Genomic DNA, 26,122 nt, shown 5'->3' with positions numbered 1-26,122 from the left:
GATTAACGTACCTTCAGCGTCGCCAGGCCAATCAGCACCAGCATCAGCGAAATAATCCAGAAACGCACGATAACGCGCGGTTCCGGCCAGCCTTTCAGTTCATAGTGATGGTGAATCGGCGCCATGCGGAAAATGCGCTGACCGCGCAGCTTGAAGGAACCGACCTGCAGAATCACCGAGAGCGTTTCCACCACAAATACGCCACCCATAATCACCAGCAGGAATTCCTGGCGCAGCAGCACGGCGATAATACCCAGCGCGCCGCCGAGTGCCAGCGAACCCACATCGCCCATAAAAACCTGTGCCGGATAGGTGTTAAACCACAGGAAGCCCAGACCCGCGCCAACAATCGCGGTACAGACGATCACCAGTTCACCAGCGTGACGCAAATAAGGGATATGCAGGTAGTTGGCGAAGTTCATGTTACCGGTCGCCCAGGCCACCAGCGCGAAGCCGGCGGCAACGAATACGGTTGGCATAATCGCCAGCCCATCGAGGCCGTCGGTCAGGTTGACCGCATTACCGGTCCCAACGATAACAAAATAGGCCAGCAGGACGTAGAACAGGCCCAGCTGCGGCATCACGTCTTTAAAGAACGGCACCACCAGCTGAGTCGCCGGCGTATCTTTACCCGCCATATACAGCGCAAAGGCAACGCCCAGCGCAATCACCGACATCCAGAAGTACTTCCAGCGAGCAATCAGACCTTTGGTATCTTTACGCACCACTTTGCGATAGTCATCGACAAAGCCGATGATGCCGTAGCCAACGAGAACCGTCAGTACGCACCAGACGTAGGGGTTGGATGGGTAAGCCCACAGCAGAACGGAGACAACAATGGCGGTCAGGATCATGATCCCGCCCATGGTTGGCGTACCGCGCTTACTAAAGTGAGATTCCGGGCCATCGTTACGTACAACCTGGCCAAAGGAGAGTTTTTGCAGACGGGCGATCATGCGCGGGCCCATCCACAGCGAGATGAACAGCGCGGTCAGCAGGCTGACAATGGCGCGAAACGTCAGGTAGGAAAAGACGTTAAAGCCTGAATAATATTTGACCAAATGTTCGGCCAGCCATACTAACATGTTCCGTTCTCCTGTAATGCGCGTACTACCACTTCCATGGCGGCACTACGTGAACCTTTCACTAAAATGGTCATAATTTTATGTTCTGCGGTAAGCTCGCGCAGGCGAGTCACCAGCGCGGCCTTCTCGCTAAAATGTTCGCCAACTCCGCTGGCGCCGCTGATTTCTGCGCTCAGCGTACCGACGCTCAGTACGCGATCGAGCCCGGCCGCTTTTGCCGCTTCGCCCACTTGACGATGGCACGCCTGGCTTTCCGCGCCGAGTTCAGCCATATCGCCGACGACCAGTACCCGATAGCCCGGCATCTCAGACAGCACCTGTACCGCGGCGGTTAGCGAGCCAACGTTGGCGTTATAGGAATCATCCAGCAGGAGCTGGCTGTCAGTCAGTTGGATCGGGAATAAACGCCCTGGTACTGCTTGCAGATCTTTCAGACCCGCTTTGATCGCCTCATGCGTCGCACCAACCGCCATTGACAGCGCCGCTGCGGCCAGCGCATTAGCGATGTTATGGCGCCCCGGGAGCGGTAGCAGGACATCAACGCTGCCCGATGGGGTTTGCAGGGTAAATTCAGTCCCATGCGACGTCACGTGTACGTTGGTTGCGGTGAAATCGCTGTTGGCGGCATTCGGCGAAAAACGCCAGGTTTTACGCTCGCCAATTACGCTTTGCCAGTTCAGCCAGTCATTATTGTCGGCGTTCATAATCGCGATGCCGTTGAGCGGCAGGCCGGTGTAAATTTCGCCTTTAGCTTTCGCCACGCCTTCCAGAGAGCCAAAACCTTCCAGGTGGGCAGCGGCCAGGTTATTCACTAACGCGGCTTCGGGGCGGGTCAGACTAACGGTCCAGGCAATTTCGCCCTGATGATTAGCGCCTAACTCGATGACCGCGTAGTCATGTTCCTGGGTGAGGCGCAGCAGCGTTATCGGCACGCCGATATCGTTGTTCAGGTTACCTGCGGTATACAGCGTATTCCCGCACTGGCTCAGAATCGCCGCGGTCATCTCTTTGACCGAGGTTTTTCCGGAAGATCCGGTCAGCGCGACTACGCGCGCCGGAACCTGCTGACGCACCCATGCGGCCAGTTCGCCGAACGCGAGGCGCGTATCCTTCACCACTACCTGCGGTAAATCGCAGGCCAGCTGACGACTGACCAGCAGCGCGCCCGCGCCGGCAGCTTTCGCCTGTTCGGCAAAATCGTGAGCATCAAAACGCTCGCCTTTTAGCGCCACGAACAGGCAGCCCGCCGTGACTTTACGGGTATCGGAGGTGACGTCATCAATCGCCACATCGCGGCCGTGCAGCTCGCCGCGCGTGATGTCGGCGAGCTGGCTGAGAGTCAAGCGAATCATGCTACCGTCCCCAGCAAACGCGCCACGGTGACGCGGTCAGAATAATCGAGCCGGCGATTGCCGACGATTTGATAGTCCTCGTGGCCTTTGCCCGCCACCAGAACGACGTCGTTTTCTTTCGCCTGCATCACTGCATTCGTCACCGCTTCCGCACGCCCCTCCACCGCTCTGGCATGGCCCGCGTCCAGCATGCCGGCCAGAATATCGTTAATAATCGCCCGCGGCTCTTCAGTGCGCGGGTTGTCATCGGTGACAACCACAATATCGGCAAACTCTTCGGCGATAGCGCCCATTAGCGGACGCTTGCCTTTGTCGCGATCCCCGCCGCAGCCGAATACGCACCACAGCTTACCGCTGCAGTGCAGACGCGCCGCCTGCAGCGCCTTTTCCAGCGCATCGGGCGTGTGGGCATAATCAACGACCACGGTCGGTTTACCCGGCGCGGCGAACACTTCCATACGCCCGCATACCGGCTGCAGGCGCGCGGTGGTTTTCAGCAGATCGGCAAGCGGATAACCCAGCGCCAGCAGGGTGGCTAACGCCAGCAGCAGATTGCTGACATTAAAGGCGCCCATCAAGCGGCTTTCTATCTCGCCGTTACCCCAGCTGGAAGCAAACTGAACGGTTGCGCCGCTGTCGTGATAGTTCACGGCAGTGGCTTTGAGCCAGCGGCCACGGCAGTTCGGGTTAATGTGATCTTCCATTGATACGGCAACCGCATCCGGCAGTTTCGCCAGCCAGCGGCGACCGACTTCATCGTCCGCATTAACAATCGCCTGACCGCAATGGTGAGTTGAGTAGAGCAGCCATTTTGCCGCTTCGTAATGCTCCATATCACCGTGGTAATCAAGGTGATCGCGGCTCAGGTTGGTGAAGACCGACGCGGCAAACTGCAGCGCGGCGACGCGGTGCTGCACCAGGCCGTGAGAGGAAACTTCCATCGCGGCGAACGTTGCCCCCTGCCCTGCCAGGCCAGAAAGGATGTGCTGAACGTCAACAGCCGAACCGGTGGTGTTTTCCGTTGGGATAACTTTCCCCAGCAGGCCATTGCCTACGGTTCCCATTACCGCACTGGTTTCGCCAAGCAGCTGCGCCCATTGCGCCAGCAGTTGCGTCGTGGTGGTCTTACCGTTAGTTCCGGTGACGCCCACCAGGCGCAGTTGTTCTGAAGGCTGATGGTAAAAACGCCCGGCCAGCGCGGATAAGCGCTCGTTGAGTTGGCTGAGATAGATAACCGGCACCCCGTGCATTTCACGGATCTCGCCGTCATGGGCCTCATCTTTGGCCTCAGCAATAATGGCAGCAACACCTTGCGCTATCGCCTGCGGGATATAACGACGCCCGTCCGCCTGATGACCTAAAACCGCGACAAAAAGATCGCCAGAAGCAGCCACCCGGCTGTCCAGCGTCATTTCTCGCAGAATTCGCTCCGGCGCATTTGGCACCCACGGAGCGAGAAGGTCGCGCAAATTACGATCTGCCACCTGTTCCCTCGCCTTGATTAATCACTAATTCACTTTTTTCAGCCGTTGCCAGCGCATCCGGTTCAATGTTCATGGTACGCAGCACGCCGCCCATGATGGCACCGAAGACCGGCGCGGAAACGGCGCCGCCGTAGTATTTGCCCGCCTGCGGATCGTTGATCACCACCACCAGCGCAAAGCGCGGATGGCTGGCGGGCGCAACGCCTGCGGTGTAAGCAATATATTTGTTGATGTAGCGGCCATCCGGCCCTACTTTTTTCGCCGTACCGGTTTTAATGGCGATGCGATAGCCTTTGATCGCCGCCTTCACGCCGCCGCCGCCGGGCAACGCCACGCTTTCCATCATGTGAACAACGGTACGAACGAGTGATTCCGGGAAGACGCGCTCGCCCGGAACCGGTGGATCAACTTTGGTAATCGACAGCGGGCGATAGATGCCGTAGCTGCCGATCGTTGCGTAGACTCGCGCTAACTGTAACGGGGTTACCATTAGCCCATAGCCGAAAGAAAAGGTGGCCCTCTCTATGTCAGACCACCGTTGTTTTTGAGGGTATAAGCCACTGCGTTCTCCGACCAACCCCAAATTGGTCGCTTTTCCAAGCCCAAAACGTGAGTAAGTATCTACTAACGCTGAGGACGGCATCGCTAACGCCAGCTTAGAAACACCGACGTTACTCGACTTCTGTAGCACCCCGGTCAGGGTCAATTCGCTGTAGCGCGCCACGTCTTTGATTTCGTGGCCGTTAATTCGGTAAGGTATGGTATTCAGCACGGTATTTTCGTTAACAATGCCGCGCTGAAGGGCCGTCATCACCACCATCGGCTTCACCGTTGAACCCGGCTCAAACACGTCGGTAATGGCGCGGTTACGCATGGTATCTTTAGACGTGCCGGCGAAATTATTCGGGTTGTACGAAGGACTGTTAGCCATTGCCAGCACTTCGCCGGTGTTGACGTCGACCAGAACCGCTGTGCCTGACTCCGCCTTGTTGAACGCCACTGCATTGTTCAGTTCGCGATAAACCAGCGCCTGGAGGCGTTCATCGATGCTCAGCGCCAGGTTATGCGCGGCCTGGCTATCGGTGGACGAAATATCTTCTATTACCCGGCCATAGCGGTCTTTACGTACGATACGCTCGCCGGGCTGGCCGGTGAGCCACTTATCGAAGCTCTTCTCAACGCCCTCAATCCCCTGGCTATCAACGTTAGTGAAGCCAATGAGGTGAGCGGTTACTTCGCCCGACGGATAGTAGCGGCGGGACTCTTCCCGCAGGTGAATCCCCGGCAGCTTCAATTTACGGATGTAGTCGGCCATATCGGGGTTCACCTGACGCGCCAGGTAGATGAAACGCATCCGTGGGTTGGTATTGATGCGCGATGCCAGCTGATCCAGCGGCATATTCAGCGCATCGGCCAGCGCCTTCCAGCGGTTGTCCAGGGTGACGCCGCCCGCTTCATGCAGCTCTTTCGGGTCAGCCCAGATCGCTTTTACCGGTACGCTCACCGCCAGCGGACGGCCGGAACGATCGGTTATCATTCCGCGCGCGGTAGAAACTTCCTGCACGCGCAGAGAACGCATATCGCCCTGGCGTACCAGCATGTCCGGGCTAATCACCTGTAGCCAGGCCACGCGGCCCAGCAGGAAGCCCAGCGCCAGCAGAATACAGCCGCACAGCAACGCAAAACGCCAACTGATAAAGTTGGCCTGTTCTTCCTGACGTTTTGCTTTTGGCGTTTTCGGCGCTGCTTTCATGCGTCGCAATAATCCTTATTTCTGTACAACGATATTTTCTTGTGATGGATCGACGTGCTGCATCTGCAGCTTCTCGGTCGCGATCCGCTCAACCCGACTGTGATCGCCGAGAGCATTTTCTTCGAGGATCAGGTTGCGCCATTCAATATCCAGCGCGTCGCGTTCCAGAACCAGTTGTTCGCGCTGCGCCGTTAAGAGGCGAGTATGGTGCGCCGTTGTCACCACCGTAATCGCCGTAATAATGATGCAAATGAACAGGCAGAGTGGCAGCTTCCCGAACCGCAGAAGGTCGTCTCCGATCACGCCAGGCAAAGCATGGCGCTCGTTGCTTCCTATCGACCCTTTAACCTTGCTTAGGGCTTCTGTCACTCTGCCGATCATGCGTTCGTCCTCTCTGCAATACGCAGAACTGAACTACGGGCACGAGGATTTTCAGCTACCTCTTTTTCACCCGGCATCAACTTGCCTAATGCTCTTAGCTCACGGCCGCCCAGTTTTTTAAGCTGCTCTTCGGTCATCGGTAACCCAGCCGGAACCTGCGGACCGCGGCTTTGCTCGCGCATAAAACGCTTCACAATACGGTCTTCCAGCGAGTGGAAACTAATAATTGAGAGCCGCCCGCCCGGGGCCAGCACGCTGAGCGAGCTTTTTAGCGCCTGCTCTATCTCCTCCAGTTCACTGTTTACCCAAATGCGCACCGCCTGGAAGGTACGGGTCGCGGGATGTTTGAATTTGTCTTTCACCGGCGTTGCCGCCGCAACGACCTCCGCCAGCTCTTTGGTGCGCGTCATCGGTTCGATGCGGTTACGTTCGACGATGGCGCGGGCAATACGTTTACCAAAACGCTCTTCACCAAAAGTTTTGATGACCCAGGCGATATCGGCTTCGTCGGCGGTTTGTAGCCATTCAGCGGCAGATTGGCCGCGCGTCGGATCCATACGCATATCCAGCGGGCCATCACGCATAAAAGAAAAGCCGCGTTCAGCGTCATCCAGCTGCGGCGAGGAGACGCCAAGATCGAGCAAAATACCGTCGATCTTGCCGGTCAGGTTGCGCTCGCCTACATAGTCGGCCAGCTGAGAAAATGGACCATGAACGATGGAAAAGCGGGGATCATCGATAGTTTTCGCGACGGCGATAGCCTGTGGGTCACGATCGATCGCCAGCAGGCGTCCCTCCGCACCCAGTTGGGAGAGGATCAGACGCGAGTGACCGCCGCGGCCGAAGGTACCATCAATGTAGATACCGTCAGGACGAATATTCAGGCCGTTAACGGCTTCATCCAGAAGTACCGTAGTGTGTTTATAATTTTCCATCATTTTACAAAGACAAATCCTGCAGGCGCTCCGACAGTTCCCCGGAAGCGGACTGCTCAGCGTCGATATCTTCCTTGACCCGTTGATACCAGGTCGTTTCATCCCACAGCTCAAACTTATTGAACTGCCCGACCAGCATCACTTCTTTTGTCAGCCCGGCATGTTGCCGCAGCACCGGGGCTATTAATAGCCTCCCGGCGCTATCCATCTGACATTCGCTGGCATGTCCCAAAAGCAAACGCTGTACGCGCCGCTCGGTGGGGTTCATGCTCGATAAACGCGATAATTTTTGCTCGATGATTTCCCACTCAGGCAAAGGGTAAAGCAGCAGGCATGGGTGATGGATGTCAATGGTGCACACCAATTGACCGGAAGCGTCCTCGATCAGCCCGTCGCGGTAGCGCGTCGGCACGGCCAAACGGCCTTTACTGTCGAGATTGACTAACGTTGCCCCACGGAACATGCCAGCCTCACCCCTTTTCGCCACTTTACCCCACAAATTCCCACAAGAAGGAGTTTACGGAGCGGAGGAAAAGCTTGTCAAGCCAGCACGAATGCCAACAGAGCTCAAAAACCCATTATTTACAGCCGATATTCGCCCTGAGGAAAAATCAACCAACAAACGAGGCAAATTAACGTTATGAATATCGGTAAGAAAACAACCAACAAACTTGTAACAGTTAAAAGCAGCAAAATATCTTCTGAGGGAAAATATAAAGTGTCAGTTTGCGACGCGAGCGGCATTTTAGGCCATTCTGATGACCGTTAACAGCACCAGTTTTCATTGGGGAGGCTCTCTTACTGCGGGGTACAGCGCTTTTGGCGAGCATAAGCGTGAGGAAATGAGTGTTAATTCAGCAACTCATCCGCCGAATGTAACAAAATAATACAAATAAATACGCTAATCCTTTTATCGGTTAATTAAACCGCTAAATAAATGGCGCTAAGAATAGAATTAAAAGAGATGTCAGGAAGATTAAGGATTTGTCTGAAAGATCCTTAACCCTGCAATTTTTACGTCATTTATCCAGATTATCGCCAGACGCGTCTCCGTCTGGCGAATTTGCTACGAATAATCCTGGTATTGCGCTCAGCGACGGTTCAGGCTGCCGCGACGATAAAGGTTGCGCCGTATGCGGCTTAAACCCGGTTTGGGCTTCCGCGGTTCATCAAGGCTGGCGAGCACGATCTCCAGCACGCGTTCCGCGACATCGCGGTGGCGCTGAGCCACGGCCAAAACGGGGCACTGGAGGAAATCCAGCAGCTCGTTATCGCCAAAAGTGGCAATGGCCAGTTCAGAAGGCAGCTTCCCTTCCCGGCGCAGCGTGACGTCCATCACCCCCTGCAGTAACGGAAATGAAGTTGTAAATAGCGCCTGAGGCATCGGATGAGTTTCCAGCCACTTTTCGAAAAGCTGGGCCGCGGCTTCTCGCTCATAGCTATTTGCATAGAGGAAATGTACCTCTCGGGGATCGTCCTTCCACGCCGTACGGAATCCCTGCTCGCGCAGGAAGCTCACGGAAAGCTCCGGCAAAGCGCCGAGATACAGCACCGTTTCAGCGGGAAACTTACGCAGCTCCGCACCAAGCATTTCGGCATCATCCTGATCGGCGCCAACTACGCTGGTGAAGTGTTCTCGATCGAGAGCGCGGTCGAGGGCGACAATCGGGAAAGGATCGTTAGCCCAGCGCTGATAGAACGGATGTTCAGGCGGTAATGAGGTGGAAACGATAATCGCGTCGACCTGTCGCTGCAGCAGATGCTCAATACAGCGCATTTCGTTATCCGGCTGATCCTCGGAGCAAGCGATCAATAGCTGATAGCCGCGCTGGCGCGCCTGACGCTCCAGGTAATTAGCGATGCGCGTATAGCTGGTGTTTTCCAGGTCCGGGATAACCAAACCGATAGAACGCGTACGTCCTGCACGCAAGCCTGCAGCAACCGCGTTGGGGTGATAGTTGTGCTCACGAACGACCGCCATCACCTTCTCAACAGTTTTATCGCTAACGCGATACTGCTTCGCTTTACCATTAATCACATAGCTAGCGGTCGTTCGCGAGACGCCGGCCAGCCGGGCGATTTCATCCAGTTTCACAATTGCCCCTTGGGTAATAAGTACAGAACATAACCATTCTTCAGGTACGAGCTCGTTTTTATAACATCTAAGCGCAGAAAAGTAAGCGCAGCAACCGCTTTAGTCCACAGTTCCCACCGAATTCGCAAAAAAATAGCCCGGCACGCTGTGTCGGGCTATTTTTACGTCAGTTTCAGGGCTCAACGCATGATTTTGTCACCGCGAGATAAACCAACCACGCCCGAGCGGGCGACTTCAACAATTCGCGCCACGTCGCGCAGAGAAGCCAAAAACGCATCCAGCTTGTCGCTGGTTCCCGCCAGTTGAACAGTATAGATAGACGGCGTGACATCGATAATTTGCCCGCGGAAGATTTCCGTATTGCGTTTCACCTCATCGCGTCCATAGCCGCTCGCCTGCACTTTCACCAGCATAATTTCACGCTCTACGTGCGCGCATTGCCCAAGCTCGTTAACGCGCAGAACGTCGACCAGCTTATGCAGCTGCTTTTCGATCTGCTCAATGGCTTTCTCATCACCAACGGTTTGAATCGTCATGCGGGAGAGCGTCGGATCGTCCGTCGGCGCTACCGTCAGACTTTCAATATTATAACCACGCTGGGAAAAGAGGCCGATCACGCGGGATAAAGCACCCGATTCGTTCTCCAGTAATACTGATAATATCCGGCGCATAATCAGGTCCTCTCCGTTTTGCTCAGCCACATCTCGTCCATACCGCCGCCGCGGATCTGCATAGGGTATACATGCTCACTGCCATCAACCGTCACATCGACAAAAACCAGTCGATTGTTACGCACCTGCGCCAGCGCCTCAGCGAGTTTCGCTTCCAGTTCCTGCGGGTCGCTAATACGAATGCCCACATGGCCATAGGCTTCCGCTACGCGGGCAAAATCAGGCAGTGACTCCATATAGGATTGCGAATGGCGGCCCGAATAGAGCATATCCTGCCACTGCTTCACCATCCCGAGGTAGCGGTTATTCAGGTTCAGCACCAGCACCGGCAGCTCGTACTGCAGCGCGGTGGAGAGCTCCTGGATATTCATCTGGATACTGCCATCGCCGGTGACGCAAATGACCGTCTCTTCCGGCAGCGCCATCTTCACGCCAAGCGCAGCAGGAAGGCCGAACCCCATGGTTCCCAGACCACCCGAGTTGATCCAGCGCCGCGGTTTATCGAAAGGATAATAGAGAGCGGCGAACATCTGATGCTGACCGACGTCGGACGTTACGTACGCATCGCCGTTAGTCAGCCGCCAGATCGTTTCAATAACCGCCTGCGGTTTAATCTTGCCGCTTTGCGTGTCGTATTGCAGGCAGTGACGCGCGCGCCACTGTTCAATTTGCTGCCACCAGTCGCGAATTTCATCGAGTGGCTGCTGTGTCTCCTCGTGTTCGAGCAGCTCCAGCATCTGTTCCAGCACCAGGCGAGCGTCACCCACAATAGGCACGTCGGCAGGAACGGTTTTGGATATCGAAGTCGGATCGATATCAATATGCAGCACCGTAGCGTTCGGACAGTAGCGGGCCAGGTTATTCGTCGTACGATCGTCAAAGCGCACGCCAACGGCGAAAATCACGTCGGAATTGTGCATGGTCATATTGGCTTCATAGGTCCCATGCATGCCCAGCATCCCTAATGCCTGCTGGTGAGACGCAGGGAAAGCGCCCAGCCCCATCAGCGATGAAGCTACCGGTAACTTCAGTTTCTCTACCAGCGCGTATAGCTGCGGTTCACATTGCGCATTGATCGCCCCGCCCCCTACATAAACGACCGGTTTTTTTGCCGCTATCAGCGTCTGCAGCGCTCGCTTAATCTGCCCTTTATGACCGGACGTCGTCGGATTATAAGAACGCATGCTAACCGTATCCGGCCAGCTGTAGGGCAGTTTTTTAGCCGGGTTGAGAATATCTTTCGGTAAATCCACGACGACCGGACCAGGGCGCCCGCTGGCGGCCAGCCAAAACGCTTTTTTCAGTACGCCGGGAATATCTTCGGTTTGCTTAACCAGAAAGCTGTGCTTTACCACCGGTCGGGAGATGCCAACCATGTCGCACTCCTGGAAAGCATCGTAACCGATTAAGGAGGTCGCGACCTGGCCGGAAAGAATTACCAGCGGGATGGAGTCCATATAAGCCGTCGCAATGCCGGTGATGGCGTTGGTCGCCCCCGGGCCCGAGGTCACCAGTACCACTCCGACTTCGCCCGTTGCGCGAGCAAGACCATCCGCCATATGAACGGCCGCTTGCTCATGACGGACCAGAACGTGATCGATTCCGCCAAGGGTGTGTAACGCATCATAGATATCGAGGACCGCGCCCCCGGGATAACCGAACACCTGCTTGACGCCCTGATCGACCAGCGACTGGACGACCATTTCGGCTCCTGACAACATCTCCATGGTTTGCCTCCCGGCTTATTGTTTTTAACGACAGCGGAATCCGATTTCCGCGCGCTCGCACAAGACGAAGCGCAATAGCTTCGCATTGAGATGAATAGACTGCATGCCGTTACCATAACTGCTCGCTTACGGGCAGGCAATTGGCGAGCGTCGGCGCTTGACCGACATTAAAAGAATAAAAGAAAGATTCGCAGGTAAAACACGGTGAAAAACTTCGGCGATAAGAAAATATGATAGTCAATGCTCGGGGAAAATAACCAACAGCAGCAAATCATCCATTTTTTATCTGACCGTGTTGGTTACCGAACAATGCAAACAGAATAAAATTCTGCATTTAGTGATTTTTGTCACACAAAGCAGGAGCCGAAGCCCCCGTTTGTATTGCGACAGTTTAGCGCTGGCAGATACTCACCAGCAATTCTTCCATCCACTGATGGCCTTTATCGCGGCCTGCCGCTTCATGCCAGGAGAGATAGCAGGTACGGCTATTGACCTTCAACGGTAGAGGTAATATTTGCAAATCCAGCTTATCGGCGAACTCGCTGGCCAGCCAGCGCGGCGCGATAGCGACCATATTGGTTTGGGAAACAACGTTTAATACGCTAACCATTGCGTTGCCTTGATAGGCAATACGAGACTGTTTATCCGCAGTGTCATACCATGGCTGACTAAATGATGCGTAACGATCAAGAGCGACAACGGCGTGCTCCTCCTGATAAATATCATTTTCCATCAGCGGACCGGAAATACGCGGATGCTTGCGACTTGCCACCAGTACCATTTCATCTTTAAATAAAGGTACGCAGGCAAACTCAGGACGACGAAACTCTTCATAACCAATAACGAATTCAATTTCCTGATAGCGTAATTGATGTTCTGTGTTTTGATTCAATGCCGATTTAAAGACCAAATGAATGTTGGGCGCAATCTCGCCAACTTTGTTGAAAATAACCGAAGTTAAAGCGTTATCCAGCGGGCTGCACACGCATAAATTAAAGACCCGCTCGCTGCTGAGCGGCTCAAAGCCCGAGCCCGGTAATTCGTTTTGCACCAGCTGCAGAGCCTGCCGTACGGAACCAAATAGCTGGAAAGCCCGCGCCGTAGGCTGGATGCCGCGCCCATAACGAACAAACAGCTCATCATTAAACATCACTTTCAGGCGCGAGACCGCATTGCTGACCGCCGGCTGGGACATTCCCAGAGAGTGCGCCGCACGGGTGATATTTTGCTCCTGCATTACCGCATCAAATACGGTTAGCAGATTGAGGTCGACCATCCGCAGCTGGGGTTTTGTGTTTTCTACCTCAGAGGTCGACTTATATTCAGTACCTTCATTTAACATATTTAACTCCACTGTCACGCTAAATTCCCTTTGCCAAAGTGCAGTAATTAATTCTCAGAATATCATTTATCATGCATATGACATTTACAAAAGGGCAAAGATGAATTTTAGGAATATATCAAGGTTATGAGTGGCGACGAAAAGTCTGCATTTGAAAGTACCCGCGACCACTTAAACCATATTGTTTACTTGATAAAATCAAGTGTACCCATAAATATCAAAAATAAACAATAACAGCAGTGGTTAACTTTAACTTAAGCATTATTAAAATATCAGCTTAAGCCATCCTTAAACTTCACATTTTATTATCATTGATAATGAACCATCATATTCACAAACACATTCACAAAACAAATAAGTTTATAATTTTCATCAGGATATCATCCTGCGCGACAGCGATATCCATGAAGATTCGATTGAAAATAAAAATTATCAAATGGTGAAAATAACTCAACATGAAGTGATGTCCAAAAAAGGATCATCGGCCAAAAAGCGCGATCGTCAGCACAATTAGCTAATGCGCCTGTTAGGTAAAAAGACGTTTTCTACGCCCGGGGGTTGACATCAAAACCCATATCCAGTAACTCTAAAAGCATAACGATTTCATCTGGAGCATGACGCAATGATTCGCAGCATTCGCTTTCTCAGCCTACTACTACTAAACGCATCCATTTTGCGCGGTAGGCTGTTGGGCGACGTTCATCGTTAAGTCATCTTCCAGCAAGACTATAAAACCCGCGCCAATGCGCGGGTTTTTTTATGCTCGCTAGCAAGGCGCCAGGACACAGACCAAGGATCTAAACCATGAGCCAGCAAGTCATTATTTTCGATACAACCTTACGCGACGGTGAACAAGCGTTACAAGCCAGCCTGAGTGTGAAAGAGAAACTGCAGATTGCTATGGCCCTGGAGCGGATGGGCGTTGACGTGATGGAAGTCGGTTTTCCGGTTTCATCCCCGGGCGATTTTGAATCCGTGCAAACCATCGCACGCACCATCAAAAACAGCCGCGTTTGTGCGCTGGCCCGCTGCGTTGAAAAAGATATCGACGTTGCGGCGGAATCGCTGAAGGTCGCGGAAGCCTTCCGTATTCATACCTTTATCGCCACCTCGCCGATGCACATCGCGACCAAGCTGCGCAGTAATCTGGATGAAGTGATTGAACGCGCTATCTATATGGTTAAGCGCGCCCGCAACTACACTGACGACGTTGAGTTTTCCTGTGAAGATGCTGGCCGTACGCCGATTGCCGATCTGGCCCGCGTCGTCGAAGCCGCGATAAATGCCGGCGCAACGACCATCAATATCCCTGATACCGTCGGCTACACCATGCCGTTCGAATTCGCCAATATCATAACCGGCCTGTACGAACACGTTCCCAATATCGATAAAGCCATTATCTCCGTCCATACCCATGACGATTTGGGTATCGCGGTGGGTAACGCCCTCGCCGCGGTCCATGCCGGCGCTCGCCAGGTTGAAGGCGCAATGAACGGCATCGGCGAGCGCGCGGGTAACTGCTCGCTGGAAGAAGTGATTATGGCGATTAAAGTGCGCAAAGACATTATGAATGTGCACACCCGCATTAATCACCAGGAAATCTGGCGTACCAGCCAGACCGTCAGCCAGATCTGTAATATGCCGATTCCTGCCAACAAAGCGATCGTCGGTACCGGCGCCTTCGCCCACTCTTCCGGTATTCACCAGGATGGCGTGCTGAAGAATCGCGAAAACTACGAAATCATGACGCCAGAATCTATTGGTCTGAACCAGGTACAGCTGAACCTGACTTCCCGCTCCGGCCGCGCGGCGGTGAAACATCGTATGGAAGAGATGGGCTATAAGGACAGCGACTACAACATGGATCACCTGTATGAAGCGTTCCTGAAGCTGGCGGATAAAAAGGGTCAGGTATTTGACTATGACCTGGAAGCGTTAGCCTTTATTAACAAACAGCAGGAAGAACCGGAGCATTTCCGTCTGGATTACTTCAGCGTGCAGTCCGGTTCCAGCGACATCGCAACCGCCTCCGTGAAGCTGGTCTGCGGCGAAGACACCAAAGCTGAGGCCGCCAACGGCAACGGACCGGTTGACGCCATCTACCAGGCGATTAACCGCATCACCGGCTATGAGGTTGAGCTGGTCAAATATGACCTGAACGCCAAGGGTCAGGGCAAGGATGCGCTGGGCCAGGTGGACATCGTGGCAAACTACAACGGCCGCCGCTTCCACGGCGTTGGCCTGGCGACGGACATCGTGGAATCCTCCGCGAAAGCGATGGTTCACGTCCTGAACAATATCTGGCGCGCCGCTGAAGTCGAAAAAGAATTGCAACGCAAAGCTCAGAATAAAGAGAACAATAAGGAAACCGTGTAATGTCGAAGAATTACCATATTGCTGTTTTACCAGGTGATGGTATTGGCCCGGAAGTCATGAACCAGGCAATGAAAGTACTGGAAGCCGTTCGCAACCGTTTTGATATGCGCATTACCACCAGCCAGCATGACGTTGGCGGTATCGCCATCGATCGTCAGGGCACTCCGCTGCCTCAGTCTACCGTTGAAGGCTGCGAGCAGGCTGACGCAATTCTGTTCGGCTCCGTTGGCGGACCGAAATGGGAGCATCTGCCGCCCGCTGAGCAGCCGGAGCGCGGTGCGCTGCTGCCCCTGCGGAAACACTTTAAATTATTCAGCAACCTGCGTCCGGCTAAGCTGTATCAGGGGCTGGAAGAGTTTTGCCCGCTGCGCGCCGATATCGCCGCCAACGGCTTCGACATTTTATGCGTGCGTGAACTGACCGGCGGCATTTACTTTGGCCAGCCGAAGGGTCGCGAAGGTAGCGGTCAGCATGAAAAAGCATTTGATACCGAGGTATACCACCGCTTCGAGATTGAGCGTATCGCGCACATTGCCTTCGAATCCGCCCGTAAACGTCGTCACAAAGTGACTTCTATTGATAAGGCTAATGTCCTGCAGTCCTCTATTTTATGGCGTGAAATCGTTAGTGAAATCAGTAAGCAGTATCCTGACGTTGAGCTGTCGCATATGTACATCGACAACGCCACCATGCAGCTGATTAAAGATCCGTCTCAGTTCGACGTTCTGCTGTGTTCCAACCTTTTCGGCGACATCCTGTCTGACGAATGCGCCATGATTACCGGTTCGATGGGCATGCTGCCGTCAGCCAGCCTCAACGAGCAAGGCTTTGGTTTATATGAACCAGCAGGTGGCTCCGCGCCGGATATCGCCGGCAAAAACATCGCTAACCCTATCGCGCAGATCCTCTCGCTGGCGCTGCTGCTGCGCTACAGCCTGGATGCCGACAACGCGGCCACTGCGATTGAGAACGCGATCAACCGCGCATTAGAAGAAGGCGTACGTACCGGCGATTTAGCGCGCGGTGCGGCGGCGGTCAGTACCGATGAAATGGGCGATATCATTGCCCGCTATGTCGCTGAAGGGGTGTAATCATGGCGAAGACGTTATACGAAAAATTGTTTGATGCTCACGTCGTTTATGAAGCGCAAAACGAAACCCCGCTGCTGTACATTGACCGTCATCTGGTTCACGAGGTGACCTCGCCGCAGGCGTTTGACGGCCTGCGCGCCCATAAACGTCCGGTACGCCAGCCGGGTAAAACCTTCGCCACGATGGATCACAACGTATCGACGCAAACTAAAGACATTAATGCGTCCGGCGAAATGGCGCGTATCCAGATGCAGGAGTTGATTAAAAACTGCAAAGAGTTCGGCGTTGAACTGTATGACCTGAATCACCCTTACCAGGGCATCGTGCACGTGATGGGGCCGGAACAGGGTGTGACCCTGCCGGGCATGACCATCGTCTGCGGCGACTCCCATACGGCAACCCATGGCGCATTCGGCGCGCTGGCATTCGGTATCGGCACCTCCGAAGTCGAGCACGTTCTGGCAACGCAGACGCTGAAGCAGGGCCGCGCCAAAACCATGAAGATTGAGGTCAAGGGTAAAGCAGCCCCGGGCATCACCGCCAAAGATATCGTTCTGGCGATTATCGGTAAAACCGGCAGCGCCGGCGGCACCGGTCATGTTGTCGAATTTTGCGGCGAAGCCATCCGTGATTTAAGCATGGAAGGCCGTATGACTCTGTGCAATATGGCGATCGAAATGGGCGCGAAAGCGGGCCTGGTAGCGCCAGACCAAACCACCTTCGATTACGTGAAAGGCCGTCTGCACGCGCCGAAGGGCCAGGATTTTGACGAAGCCGTCGCCTGGTGGAAGACCCTGACTACCGATGATGGCGCGACGTTTGACAGCGTTGTCACGCTGCAGGCGGAAGATATTGCTCCGCAGGTCACCTGGGGCACCAACCCAGGGCAAGTGATATCCGTCACCGACATCATCCCGGACCCGGCATCGTTCAACGACCCGGTAGAGCGCGCAAGCGCGGAAAAAGCGCTGGCCTATATGGGGCTGAAATCTGGCGTACCGTTAACCGAAGTAGCGATTGATAAAGTCTTTATCGGTTCCTGCACCAACTCGCGCATCGAAGACTTACGCGCGGCCGCCGAGATCGCTAAAGGCCGTAAAGTGGCGCCGGGCGTTCAGGCGCTGGTCGTTCCTGGTTCCGGCCCGGTGAAAGCGCAGGCCGAAGCGGAAGGTCTGGATAAAATCTTTATTGAAGCCGGTTTTGAGTGGCGTTTACCCGGCTGCTCTATGTGCCTGGCGATGAACAACGACCGCCTGAATCCGGGCGAGCGCTGCGCTTCCACCAGCAACCGTAACTTTGAAGGCCGTCAGGGCCGCGGCGGGCGCACCCATCTGGTTAGCCCGGCCATGGCAGCCGCGGCGGCCGTTACCGGTCATTTCGCCGATATCCGTAGCTTGAAATAAGGAAACCCTCATGGCAGAGAAATTTATCAAACATACCGGCCTGGTGGTTCCGCTGGATGCCGCGAACGTCGATACTGATGCAATCATTCCAAAACAGTTTCTGCAGAAAGTCACGCGTACCGGTTTTGGCGCCCATCTGTTTAACGACTGGCGCTTCCTGGACGATAAAGGCGAACAGCCTAACCCGGAATTCGTGCTGAACTTTCCGGAGTATAAAGGCGCCTCTATCCTGCTGGCGCGAGAAAACTTCGGCTGCGGCTCCTCCCGCGAGCATGCGCCGTGGGCGCTGACCGATTACGGTTTTAAAGTCGTCATCGCGCCCAGCTTCGCCGATATATTCTATGGCAACAGCTTTAACAATCAGCTGCTGCCTGTCACGCTGAGCGAAGAACAGGTTGATGAGCTCTTTAAGCTGGTCCAGTCTCAGCCCGGCATTAAGTTTGAAGTCGATCTGCAAGCCGAGGTCGTGAAAGCTGGCGATAAATCATGGAGCTTTAAAATTGACGCTTTCCGCCGCCACTGCATGCTTAACGGCCTGGACAGCATCGGTCTGACCCTGCAGCACGAAGAGGCCATCTCGGCCTATGAGAAAAAACTGCCGGCTTTTATGAATTAAGGCGAACCGCCATTGCTATCTCAGCCCGGACGAACATCCGGGCTTTTTTCTGCCGATGAAAATGCGATCTAGCGCACATATATAATATCCAGACTGATTTGATAGATAGAAAATTTTGCCGATAAAAAAATAAATCATTATCAATTGGGCATCTATTCAATCATTCCCCTACTTTTTTTGTGTCATTCCACAAGTACAAGTAAAAATTCGATTGAAATATTTAAGATAAAAACATGAATATGTGAATCGAATGTTAATCCCATAGAGTCCCCCTATAGCTCCACGCAAAAAAAAGCATTATTTTTCTATTGGACGCCTCGTTATCTTTCCCCACAGAGAAATATTAACTTTGGACCGGCCAGGATCGCCCAATAGCGGCCATCAGGCATCCAGTGGAGAGAGCATATGAGCCACTACCCCCATCTTTTTTCCCCGTTGACCATTAACGGGATGACAATAAAAAACCGCATCATTATGCCGCCAATGGGGACCAACCTGGCGAGCCTGAACGGTGAAGTCACTCAGGAACAGATTGACTACTATGAGCTACGCGCGCGGGGCGGCACAGGACTCATCACTATCGAGAATATTTGTATCGATTTTCCATTCGCTTCTAATGGCACAACCCAGCTGCGTATCGATAACGATCAGTATATTCCGCGCCTGTTCAAATTAACCGAAACCTTACATAAACACGGCGCCTGCGTCGGTATTCAATTAAACCACGCTGGCGCATCGGCCTATGCATATCGCCTGAACGGCGAAATGCCGCTTTCCTCTTCCAGCACGCCGTCCAAAAAGAACGGTAATATTCCCCGTCCGATGACGCACGACGAGATATATCATGCCGTCGATAAGTTTGGTGATGCTGCGGAGCGCGTTCGCCGCGCTGGTTTCGACTGTGTGGAAATTCACGCCGGCCACTCTTATTTAATTAGTCAGTTTTTATCACCGCTGTTTAATAAGCGTACCGATGAATTTGGCGGCAGCGTAGAGAATCGCGCCAGAATATTAACCTTAATCGTCGATAAGGTACGCGCCTGCGTTGGTCCGCGTTTCCCGGTCAGCCTGCGTATTAGCGCCGATGACTTCCTGGAGGGCGGGAATACGCTCGAAGATTCCTTGCGGATCCTCGAATTGTGCCAGGAGAAAGTCGATATTATCAACGTCTCCGCCGCGCAAAACGACAACCTGAATTTCCAGATTGACCAGATGTCTCTGGAAGATGGCTGGAAGCGCTATCTCTCCCGTGCGGTACGCGACAAATTCCACAAGCCAACGGTAATTGCCGGCAATATCCGTACCCCGAAAGTCGCTGAAGATATTATCGCCAGCGGCGATGCTGACCTGATAGCCATTGGCCGCGGACTGATCGCCGAGCCGGAGTGGGTACAAAAAGTGCAGAGCGGTAACGAGCGTTTGATGCGGAAATGCATCTCCTGCAACATCGGCTGCGCGGATCACCGCATCGCCCGCTCCCGCCCTCTGCGCTGCTCGATTAACCCGGATATTATCCACGGCGATGCCTATAAACAGCAGCGCGTTATCCGCGATACCAACGTCGTGGTTATCGGCGCGGGTACGGCGGGAATGGAAGCGGCCTGCACCGCGGCGGAAGTCGGCTGCCATACCTGGCTGCTGGAAGAGAAGCACAGCATCGGCGGACTGGCCAGCGAGATCTCCCTGCTGCCGGAGAAAAAGCGTATCGCCGATTTTCCGCAGTTTATGAAAAACCGTATCGCCTCGCTCGATAACCTGATGCTGCAGGTCGGCAAGCGCGCCACCGTGGCATCCGTTTCCGCTCTTCGCCCGGATTTAATCGTCAACGCAACCGGTTCAGTTCCTCTGCTGCCGCCAATTGAAGGACTGCGCGAGAACATCGATGTCGAAGGCGGAAACGTCTTCTCCATCACCAACATGATTCATCATCTGGACCAGTTTGCCGATGCTACAGGTAAACGCATCGCTGTCGTCGGCGCAGGCGCCGTAGGTCTGGATGTTATTGAATACTTCTCCGCGCGCGGCGCCAGCGCCGTGCTTATCGAGATGCAGGACGCGCCGGGACGCGACCTGGACATCATTACTAAAAATGCCATGTTGACCATGCTCGATGAACATCACGTGGAACAGCACATGCGTACGCAGCTGGTTGCCGTCACCCCAACGCATTTCACCGTTAAAAATGCGGATGGCACCTTTGACATTCCTTTTGATTACGGCTTCGTCTGCCTGGGAATGCGCGCCAATACCGCCGGTCTCACTGAGATTGAACAATGGGCCAGAGCCAATAACGTAAAAATAATGAACATCGGCGACAGCCTGATGGCCCGGCGAATCATTGATGGCGTGCGCGAAGGGCGCAACGTGCTGGACACCCTTGAAGATATGGGCGCTCTCGGCAACCGCGAATCGACAAAAATTCCATTTCTAACATATTGAGGACTTTATCATGGCAGAACGTATTACTGGACACACCGAGCTGATTGGCCTGATTGCGACCCCGATTCGTCACAGCATGTCGCCGACTATGCATAACGAAGCCTTTGCCCATCTGGGACTGGACTACGTTTATCTGGCGTTCGAAGTAGGTAATGAAGAGCTGAAAGATGTCGTACAGGGTTTTCGTGCATTAAAACTGCGCGGCTGTAACGTCTCCATGCCGAACAAAACGGAGATTTGCCAGTATCTGGACAAACTCTCGCCGGCGGCAGAACTGGTTGGCGCGGTGAATACCGTGGTGAACGACAATGGCGTCCTGACCGGCCATATCACCGATGGCACCGGATATATGCGCGCGCTCAAAGAAGAAGGCATTGATATCATCGGCAAAAAGATGACCGTTCTGGGCGCTGGCGGTGCGGCAACCGCGCTCTGCGTTCAGGCCGCGCTTGATGGCGTCAAAGCGATCTCCATCTTCAACCGCAAAGATAAATTCTTCGCCAACGCAGAACAGACCGTTGCCAAAATCCGTAATAACACCAACTGCGAGATCCACCTGTTCGATCTGGACGATCATGACAAACTGCGCGCGGAAATCGACAGCAGCGTCATTCTGACCAACGCCACCGGCGTGGGGATGAAACCGTTTGAAGGCCAGATGCTGCTGCCTGACGACAGCTTCCTGCGCCCGGACCTGATCGTTTCTGACGTGGTCTACAACCCGCGCAAAACTTATCTGCTGGAAGTGGCTGAGAAAAAAGGCTGCCGCACCATCAACGGTCTGGGGATGATGCTCTGGCAAGGCGCGCGCGCTTTTGAAATCTGGACAGGCAAAGAAATGCCGGTTGAACACGTCAAAAATATCCTGTTCTAAGGATGGGCGCGATGAAAAATCAATATGTCCCAACGGCAGCTGGGCTATATCTTAACTATCTGATCCACGGTATGGGGGTTTTGTTAATTACCCTCAATATGGCGAATCTGCAGGAACAATGGGGAACCGACGCTGCCGGCGTCTCCATCGTTATCTCGTCGCTCGGGATCGGTAAGCTCGCCACGATCGTGACAGGATTCCTGTCCGACCGTTTTGGTCGTAAACCCTTTATCTATCTCGGCATAGCCAGTTATGTGGTGTTCTTCCTCGGTATTCTGCTGACGAAAAACATCTATCTGGCCTACTGCTGCGGCATTATGGCGGGCCTGGCGAACAGCTTCCTCGACTCCGGTACCTATCCGGCGCTGATGGAGTCTTTCCCTAACTCCGCCAGCCGGGCTAATGTGTTGATCAAAGCCTTTGTCTCTGCCGGGCAGTTCCTGCTGCCGTTCATTATCGGTGCGCTGATATGGGCGAATATGTGGTACGGGTGGTCGTTTATCATCGCTGCAGCATTAATGATCCTGAGCGCGGTCTACCTGATAAAAATGCCTTTCCCGGATCATCGGGCGAAAAAGGAAACCGCAGAGAAATCAGTGACTGCCGCCGCCGCTCCGCAGGCGGACTCCGGCAAACTGGATATGGTCATCTTTACCCTGTACGGCTATATCGGTATGGCGACTTTTTATCTGGTAAGCCAGTGGTTAGCGCAGTACGGCGAGTTCGTTGCCGGCATCCCTCACGAGTCGGCTATTAAACTCTTGAGCGTCTATACTGCCGGTTCACTGACCTGCGTATTCGTCACTGCGGCTTTTGTTAAAGAGGTATTCAGCTCAGCCGTCGCTATGATCATCTACACTTTCCTGTCGATGATTTCACTGCTGATCGTTTGCCTGTTCCCGACGCCAATGATTGTGACCGGCTTTGCCTTTATCATCGGCTTTGCCGCCGCAGGCGGCGTGCTGCAGATAGGCGCGACCATCATGGCCATGAGCTTTCCGAACGGGAAAGGCAAAGCCACCGGGATCTTTTATACCGCAGGAAGTCTGGCCAGCTTTACGATCCCGCTAATTACGGCAAAACTGTCGAAGATTGGTATCGCCAGCATTATGTGGTTCGATCTTCTGATCGCTATCGTCGGCTTTGTGATCGCCCTGTACATCGGTTATCGTCAGCTTCAGGTTCGCGCCGCTGCAAAAACATCCCGCGTTGCAGCAACCGCCTGATGGTCAATGACAAAAAGAATAATGGATACCAACATGACTAAAGCAGTAACAGTAAAAAACATCACCTTCCAGGAAGGGGAAACCTTAATCTGCGTACCGCTGATCGGCAAAACGCTTGCCGAGCTGCAGACTAACGCACGCGCGCTGGCTACCGCTGGAGCCGATATTATCGAATGGCGCGTCGATCACTTCACCCAGGTCAGAGAAACTGAGCAGGTTCTGCTGGCGCTGGGCGAAATTCGCCAGCTGCTGAAAGAGATTCCTCTGCTGTTTACCTTCCGCAGCAAAAAAGAGGGTGGCGAAACGGAAATCAGCGACGAAGCCTATTTTGAGCTGAATCGCCAGGCGGCCGTTAGCGGTCTGACCGACGTGATTGATATCGAGCTGTTCAACGACGAAGCGCAAATTCGCTCGCTGGTGAGCGATGCCCACGCTGCGGGCGTTAAAGTTATCATGAGCAATCACGATTTTCATAAAACGCCAGCTCAGGAAGATATCATCTACCGTCTGCGTCGCATGCAGGATCTTGGTGCTGACCTGCCGAAGATCGCGGTTATGCCACAGTCGCCGCAAGATGTTCTGACCCTGCTTTCGGCAACGCTGACGATGAAAGAGAAGTATGCCACTCGCCCATTAATCACGATGTCGATGGGTAAATCCGGCGGCGTGAGCCGGGTAACCGGCCGTTTGTTCGGTTCAGCAATGACCTTTGGCACCGTCGGTCAGGCTTCTGCGCCAGGGCAAATCGCCATTACCCAGCTGCGTGAGCTGATGGATATTCTTTCCTGATGAAACCATCGCCCGGAGGTCACCCTCCGGGCATCTTGTTATCTGATTTTTTGGCTGTCATTAATAATGACATCTTTAAATGACTGAATGGCCGGGGAAAGTACCCGCTCCTTCATGGTCGCCAGATAGATATAACGCGGAGGAATGGCATTTTTGATCGTCAGGATATGCACGTTGTAATACGACAGCGCGGAAATTCTCGGCATAATCGCAATACCGTAATCAATACTAACCAGCCCCGCCATCGCCGTATCCTCATCAACGTAGCAGGCAATATCCGGAACCAGTTTTTGCTGCATAAACACGTTATCAATAAAAGGTCGCAGACCGCTATTTTCTGAAAAATAGATATAGGGGTAGTGGATCGTCTCCACCAGGTCGACTTCATTTTCATAAAGCCTGGCCAGAGGATGATTTTTGCCGTCACTACGACCAGTTCTTGTTGAATAATAGGAATAAAGTCAATATCCGGTTCATCCGCAATATAGGAACAAATAGCCAGATCGCTTTTTCCGGCTTTCAGTTCCTGGAGAAGGGTTAACGAGGTTCCCTGAGTAAAAGAAAATGTCACATTGTGACGAGATGGTGACAGCGAATATTTGTTAATTAACTGCGGAACAACATATTCGCCCATGGTATAAATAAATGCAATGCGAATATTTTCTTTGTTCTCAGCGCTATTTTTTTGCAACGTCATACGGCCATTTTCTAACGAGGCCAGCGCATCTTCCACGTAGGGCAGAAAGCGCCTACCATTCTGCGTAATCTTGACATTGCGCCCTTTCCTGGCAAATAGCGCCACTCCCAGCTCTTTCTCCAGTTCAGATATGGCATGGCTGAGGGACGGTTGGGTGATAAAAAGGCTGGAGGCAGCTTCAGTGTAATGCTCAGTTTCTGCCAGTCGCTTAAAATAATAAAGTTGCTTTAGGTTCATTATTTTTGCTCGTATAATATAAAAATAAAACTAATGTGCTTAATATACCATACAAGCTATCTATGATGAGCCGGAAAGGAGAAATATCGGAGTCATATCAAATATTGTTTTACCATTTCGTTCCAGGGGTAACAAGGCATGACCAATCATCGATAGAGTCAATACTTAAGCAGAGTATTTCTGCATGCATAAATACATGCAAAAATATTTTAAACTTTAAAGGAACTCTCTATGAGGACACTCAATGCTCAGGAACGGCCGATTTTGCCGTCGGCCACGCAAAAGCGAACTAAAACGCGAATTGTAATTTTAATGTTACTATCGATCGGGACGATGATAAATTATCTCGATCGTACTATTTTAGGTATTGTTGCACCTAAGTTAACGAGCGAAATCCATATCGACCCGGCGATGATGGGTATCGTTTTTTCCGCTTTCGCCTGGACCTACGCGCTGGCGCAAATTCCCGGGGGAATGTTTTTAGATCGCTTCGGTAATAAATTAACTTACGCGCTTTCTATTTTCTTCTGGTCAACCTTTACCCTATTACAAAGCTTTTCCGTAGGCTTAAAATCATTGCTGCTGCTGCGATTAGGTTTAGGCATCAGCGAAGCCCCCTGCTTTCCGGTGAATAGTCGGGTCGTGAGTAAATGGTTTCCCCAGCATGAACGCGCTCGGGCAACGGCGACTTACACCGTCGGTGAATATATTGGGCTGGCCGCATTCTCCCCGCTACTTTTTTTAATTCTGGAGCATCATGGCTGGAGAACGCTATTTTTCCTGACCGGCGGTTTGGGCATTGCATTCACTTTTGTGTGGTGGAAATTTTATCATGAACCGCATCAATCAAAGACTGCAAATAAAGCAGAGCTGGAATATATCGGCGTAGAAAATACGGCTAGCGCCGATGAAAATATCCCGTTTAACTGGCCCGATGCCAAACGCCTGCTGTGCTGCCGACAGATTATCGGCGCCAGCCTGGGGCAGTTTGCCGGTAACACCACGCTGGTTTTCTTCCTGACCTGGTTCCCCACTTATCTGGCTAACGAACGCCATTTACCGTGGCTTCACGTGGGTTTCTTCGCCTCCTGGCCGTTCCTGGCCGCGGCTATCGGTATCTTTTTCGGCGGTTGGGTATCCGATAAAATCTTAAAGAAAACCTGTTCCGTAAATATTAGCAGAAAGCTACCCATTATTTCCGGGCTGCTGCTTTCGAGCTGCATCATCATTGCTAACTGGGTCGAGAGTAACACCGCTGTTATTATTATTATGTCGATCGCTTTTTTTGGTCAGGGCATGGTTGGACTCGGCTGGACGCTTATTTCAGACATTGCGCCTAAAAACATGGGCGGACTCACCGGAGGGATCTTCAACTTCTGCGCAAATATGGCATCAATTATTACCCCGTTAATTATCGGGGTCATCATATCCATGACCGGTAATTTTTTCTACGCGCTGATTTATATCGGTTTAACCGCGCTAATTGGCGTTATCGCTTATATTTTTATTATCGGCGATATAAAAAGGATCGTGTTGAAATAACCCGCCG

21 protein-coding genes and 1 pseudogene are annotated in these 26,122 nt (G+C 53.1%); 10 read left to right on the top strand and 12 right to left on the bottom strand.

Translation table 11 applies throughout. The annotated features are described in order from the left end of the window. Positions 1-2 precede the first annotated feature (2 nt). From mraY to leuO, 11 genes are all read right to left on the bottom strand, one after another. Positions 3-1,085 (bottom strand): phospho-N-acetylmuramoyl-pentapeptide-transferase, encoded by a 1,083-nt coding sequence (gene mraY / locus ACSIPU_RS20700; RefSeq protein WP_004098585.1) that lies wholly within the window; start codon positions 1,083-1,085, stop codon positions 3-5. Further along, positions 1,079-2,437 carry a UDP-N-acetylmuramoyl-tripeptide--D-alanyl-D-alanine ligase gene (gene murF / locus ACSIPU_RS20695; protein WP_004108119.1) on the bottom strand — a complete coding sequence of 453 codons (1,359 nt, stop codon included), beginning with the start codon at positions 2,435-2,437 and terminating at the stop codon, positions 1,079-1,081. The genes mraY and murF overlap by 7 nt, the downstream gene beginning before the upstream one ends. Next, on the bottom strand, positions 2,434-3,921 hold the full coding sequence (gene murE, locus ACSIPU_RS20690) for a UDP-N-acetylmuramoyl-L-alanyl-D-glutamate--2,6-diaminopimelate ligase (RefSeq protein ID WP_004108120.1): 1,488 nt from the start codon (positions 3,919-3,921) through the stop codon (positions 2,434-2,436). Before murE ends, murF begins: the two co-directional genes overlap by 4 nt. Then, positions 3,908-5,674, bottom strand: a complete 1,767-nt coding sequence (locus ACSIPU_RS20685; RefSeq protein WP_004098582.1) for a peptidoglycan glycosyltransferase FtsI — start codon at positions 5,672-5,674, stop codon at positions 3,908-3,910. The genes murE and ACSIPU_RS20685 overlap by 14 nt, the downstream gene beginning before the upstream one ends. A gap of 15 nt (positions 5,675-5,689) precedes the next feature. After that, positions 5,690-6,055: a cell division protein FtsL gene (ftsL, locus tag ACSIPU_RS20680; RefSeq protein ID WP_002888550.1), complete on the bottom strand. Its 366-nt coding sequence runs from the start codon at positions 6,053-6,055 to the stop codon at positions 5,690-5,692. Then, a complete protein-coding gene (gene rsmH / locus ACSIPU_RS20675; protein ID WP_004108121.1) occupies positions 6,052-6,993 on the bottom strand; it encodes a 16S rRNA (cytosine(1402)-N(4))-methyltransferase RsmH in 942 nt (313 codons plus the stop codon). The genes ftsL and rsmH overlap by 4 nt, the downstream gene beginning before the upstream one ends. A 1-nt stretch (position 6,994) precedes the next feature. Then, complete coding sequence (mraZ, locus tag ACSIPU_RS20670) at positions 6,995-7,453, bottom strand: division/cell wall cluster transcriptional repressor MraZ (RefSeq protein WP_004108122.1); 459 nt, start codon at positions 7,451-7,453, stop codon at positions 6,995-6,997. Positions 7,454-8,080: 627 nt separating this feature from the next. Further along, entirely contained in the window at positions 8,081-9,085 is a 1,005-nt protein-coding gene (gene cra, locus ACSIPU_RS20665; RefSeq protein ID WP_004098577.1) for a catabolite repressor/activator, read from the bottom strand. 179 nt (positions 9,086-9,264) lie between these two features. Beyond that, entirely contained in the window at positions 9,265-9,756 is a 492-nt protein-coding gene (ilvN, locus tag ACSIPU_RS20660) for an acetolactate synthase small subunit (protein ID WP_024273724.1), read from the bottom strand. A 2-nt stretch (positions 9,757-9,758) separates the two neighbouring features. Continuing rightward, positions 9,759-11,483: an acetolactate synthase 3 large subunit gene (gene ilvI / locus ACSIPU_RS20655; protein WP_004108124.1), complete on the bottom strand. Its 1,725-nt coding sequence runs from the start codon at positions 11,481-11,483 to the stop codon at positions 9,759-9,761. A 391-nt stretch (positions 11,484-11,874) separates the two neighbouring features. Beyond that, entirely contained in the window at positions 11,875-12,843 is a 969-nt protein-coding gene (gene leuO, locus ACSIPU_RS20650; RefSeq protein WP_097365569.1) for a transcriptional regulator LeuO, read from the bottom strand. A 604-nt stretch (positions 12,844-13,447) separates the two neighbouring features. Here leuO and leuL point away from each other — a divergent pair. The 9 genes from leuL to aroD all read left to right on the top strand — a co-directional run bounded on the left by leuL (position 13,448) and on the right by aroD (position 23,639). After that, a complete protein-coding gene (gene leuL, locus ACSIPU_RS20645; RefSeq protein ID WP_009654551.1) occupies positions 13,448-13,534 on the top strand; it encodes a leu operon leader peptide in 87 nt (28 codons plus the stop codon). Positions 13,535-13,629: 95 nt separating this feature from the next. Next, positions 13,630-15,201, top strand: a complete 1,572-nt coding sequence (gene leuA / locus ACSIPU_RS20640) for a 2-isopropylmalate synthase (protein WP_070555823.1) — start codon at positions 13,630-13,632, stop codon at positions 15,199-15,201. Then, positions 15,201-16,292, top strand: coding sequence for a 3-isopropylmalate dehydrogenase (gene leuB / locus ACSIPU_RS20635; protein WP_004108145.1), 1,092 nt, complete (start codon positions 15,201-15,203; stop codon positions 16,290-16,292). Before leuA ends, leuB begins: the two co-directional genes overlap by 1 nt. Positions 16,293-16,294: 2 nt before the next feature. Beyond that, positions 16,295-17,695, top strand: a complete 1,401-nt coding sequence (leuC, locus tag ACSIPU_RS20630; protein ID WP_004108147.1) for a 3-isopropylmalate dehydratase large subunit — start codon at positions 16,295-16,297, stop codon at positions 17,693-17,695. Between the two features lie 10 nt (positions 17,696-17,705). Beyond that, entirely contained in the window at positions 17,706-18,311 is a 606-nt protein-coding gene (leuD, locus tag ACSIPU_RS20625; RefSeq protein ID WP_049094813.1) for a 3-isopropylmalate dehydratase small subunit, read from the top strand. 405 nt (positions 18,312-18,716) lie between these two features. Beyond that, positions 18,717-20,750 (top strand): oxidoreductase, encoded by a 2,034-nt coding sequence (locus ACSIPU_RS20620; protein ID WP_004108151.1) that lies wholly within the window; start codon positions 18,717-18,719, stop codon positions 20,748-20,750. 10 nt (positions 20,751-20,760) lie between these two features. Continuing rightward, positions 20,761-21,624, top strand: coding sequence for a shikimate dehydrogenase (locus ACSIPU_RS20615; protein WP_004108154.1), 864 nt, complete (start codon positions 20,761-20,763; stop codon positions 21,622-21,624). 11 nt (positions 21,625-21,635) lie between these two features. Beyond that, positions 21,636-22,850 (top strand): MFS transporter, encoded by a 1,215-nt coding sequence (locus ACSIPU_RS20610; RefSeq protein WP_016807515.1) that lies wholly within the window; start codon positions 21,636-21,638, stop codon positions 22,848-22,850. A 33-nt stretch (positions 22,851-22,883) separates the two neighbouring features. Then, positions 22,884-23,639, top strand: coding sequence for a type I 3-dehydroquinate dehydratase (aroD, locus tag ACSIPU_RS20605; RefSeq protein WP_004108159.1), 756 nt, complete (start codon positions 22,884-22,886; stop codon positions 23,637-23,639). 38 nt (positions 23,640-23,677) lie between these two features. Here the strand turns inward: aroD and ACSIPU_RS20600 are convergent. Further along, positions 23,678-24,573, bottom strand: a pseudogene (locus ACSIPU_RS20600) (LysR family transcriptional regulator). A gap of 231 nt (positions 24,574-24,804) precedes the next feature. On the opposite strand from ACSIPU_RS20600, the gene ACSIPU_RS20595 reads away from it, so the two are divergent. Next, on the top strand, positions 24,805-26,115 hold the full coding sequence (locus ACSIPU_RS20595) for an MFS transporter (RefSeq protein WP_032728895.1): 1,311 nt from the start codon (positions 24,805-24,807) through the stop codon (positions 26,113-26,115). Positions 26,116-26,122: the final 7 nt, after the last annotated feature.

It is taken from the genome of Klebsiella sp. HN106 (genome assembly GCF_051209435.1).
Classification (GTDB): domain Bacteria; phylum Pseudomonadota; class Gammaproteobacteria; order Enterobacterales; family Enterobacteriaceae; genus Klebsiella; species Klebsiella oxytoca.
This window is presented reverse-complemented; position numbering and strand designations above follow the sequence as displayed.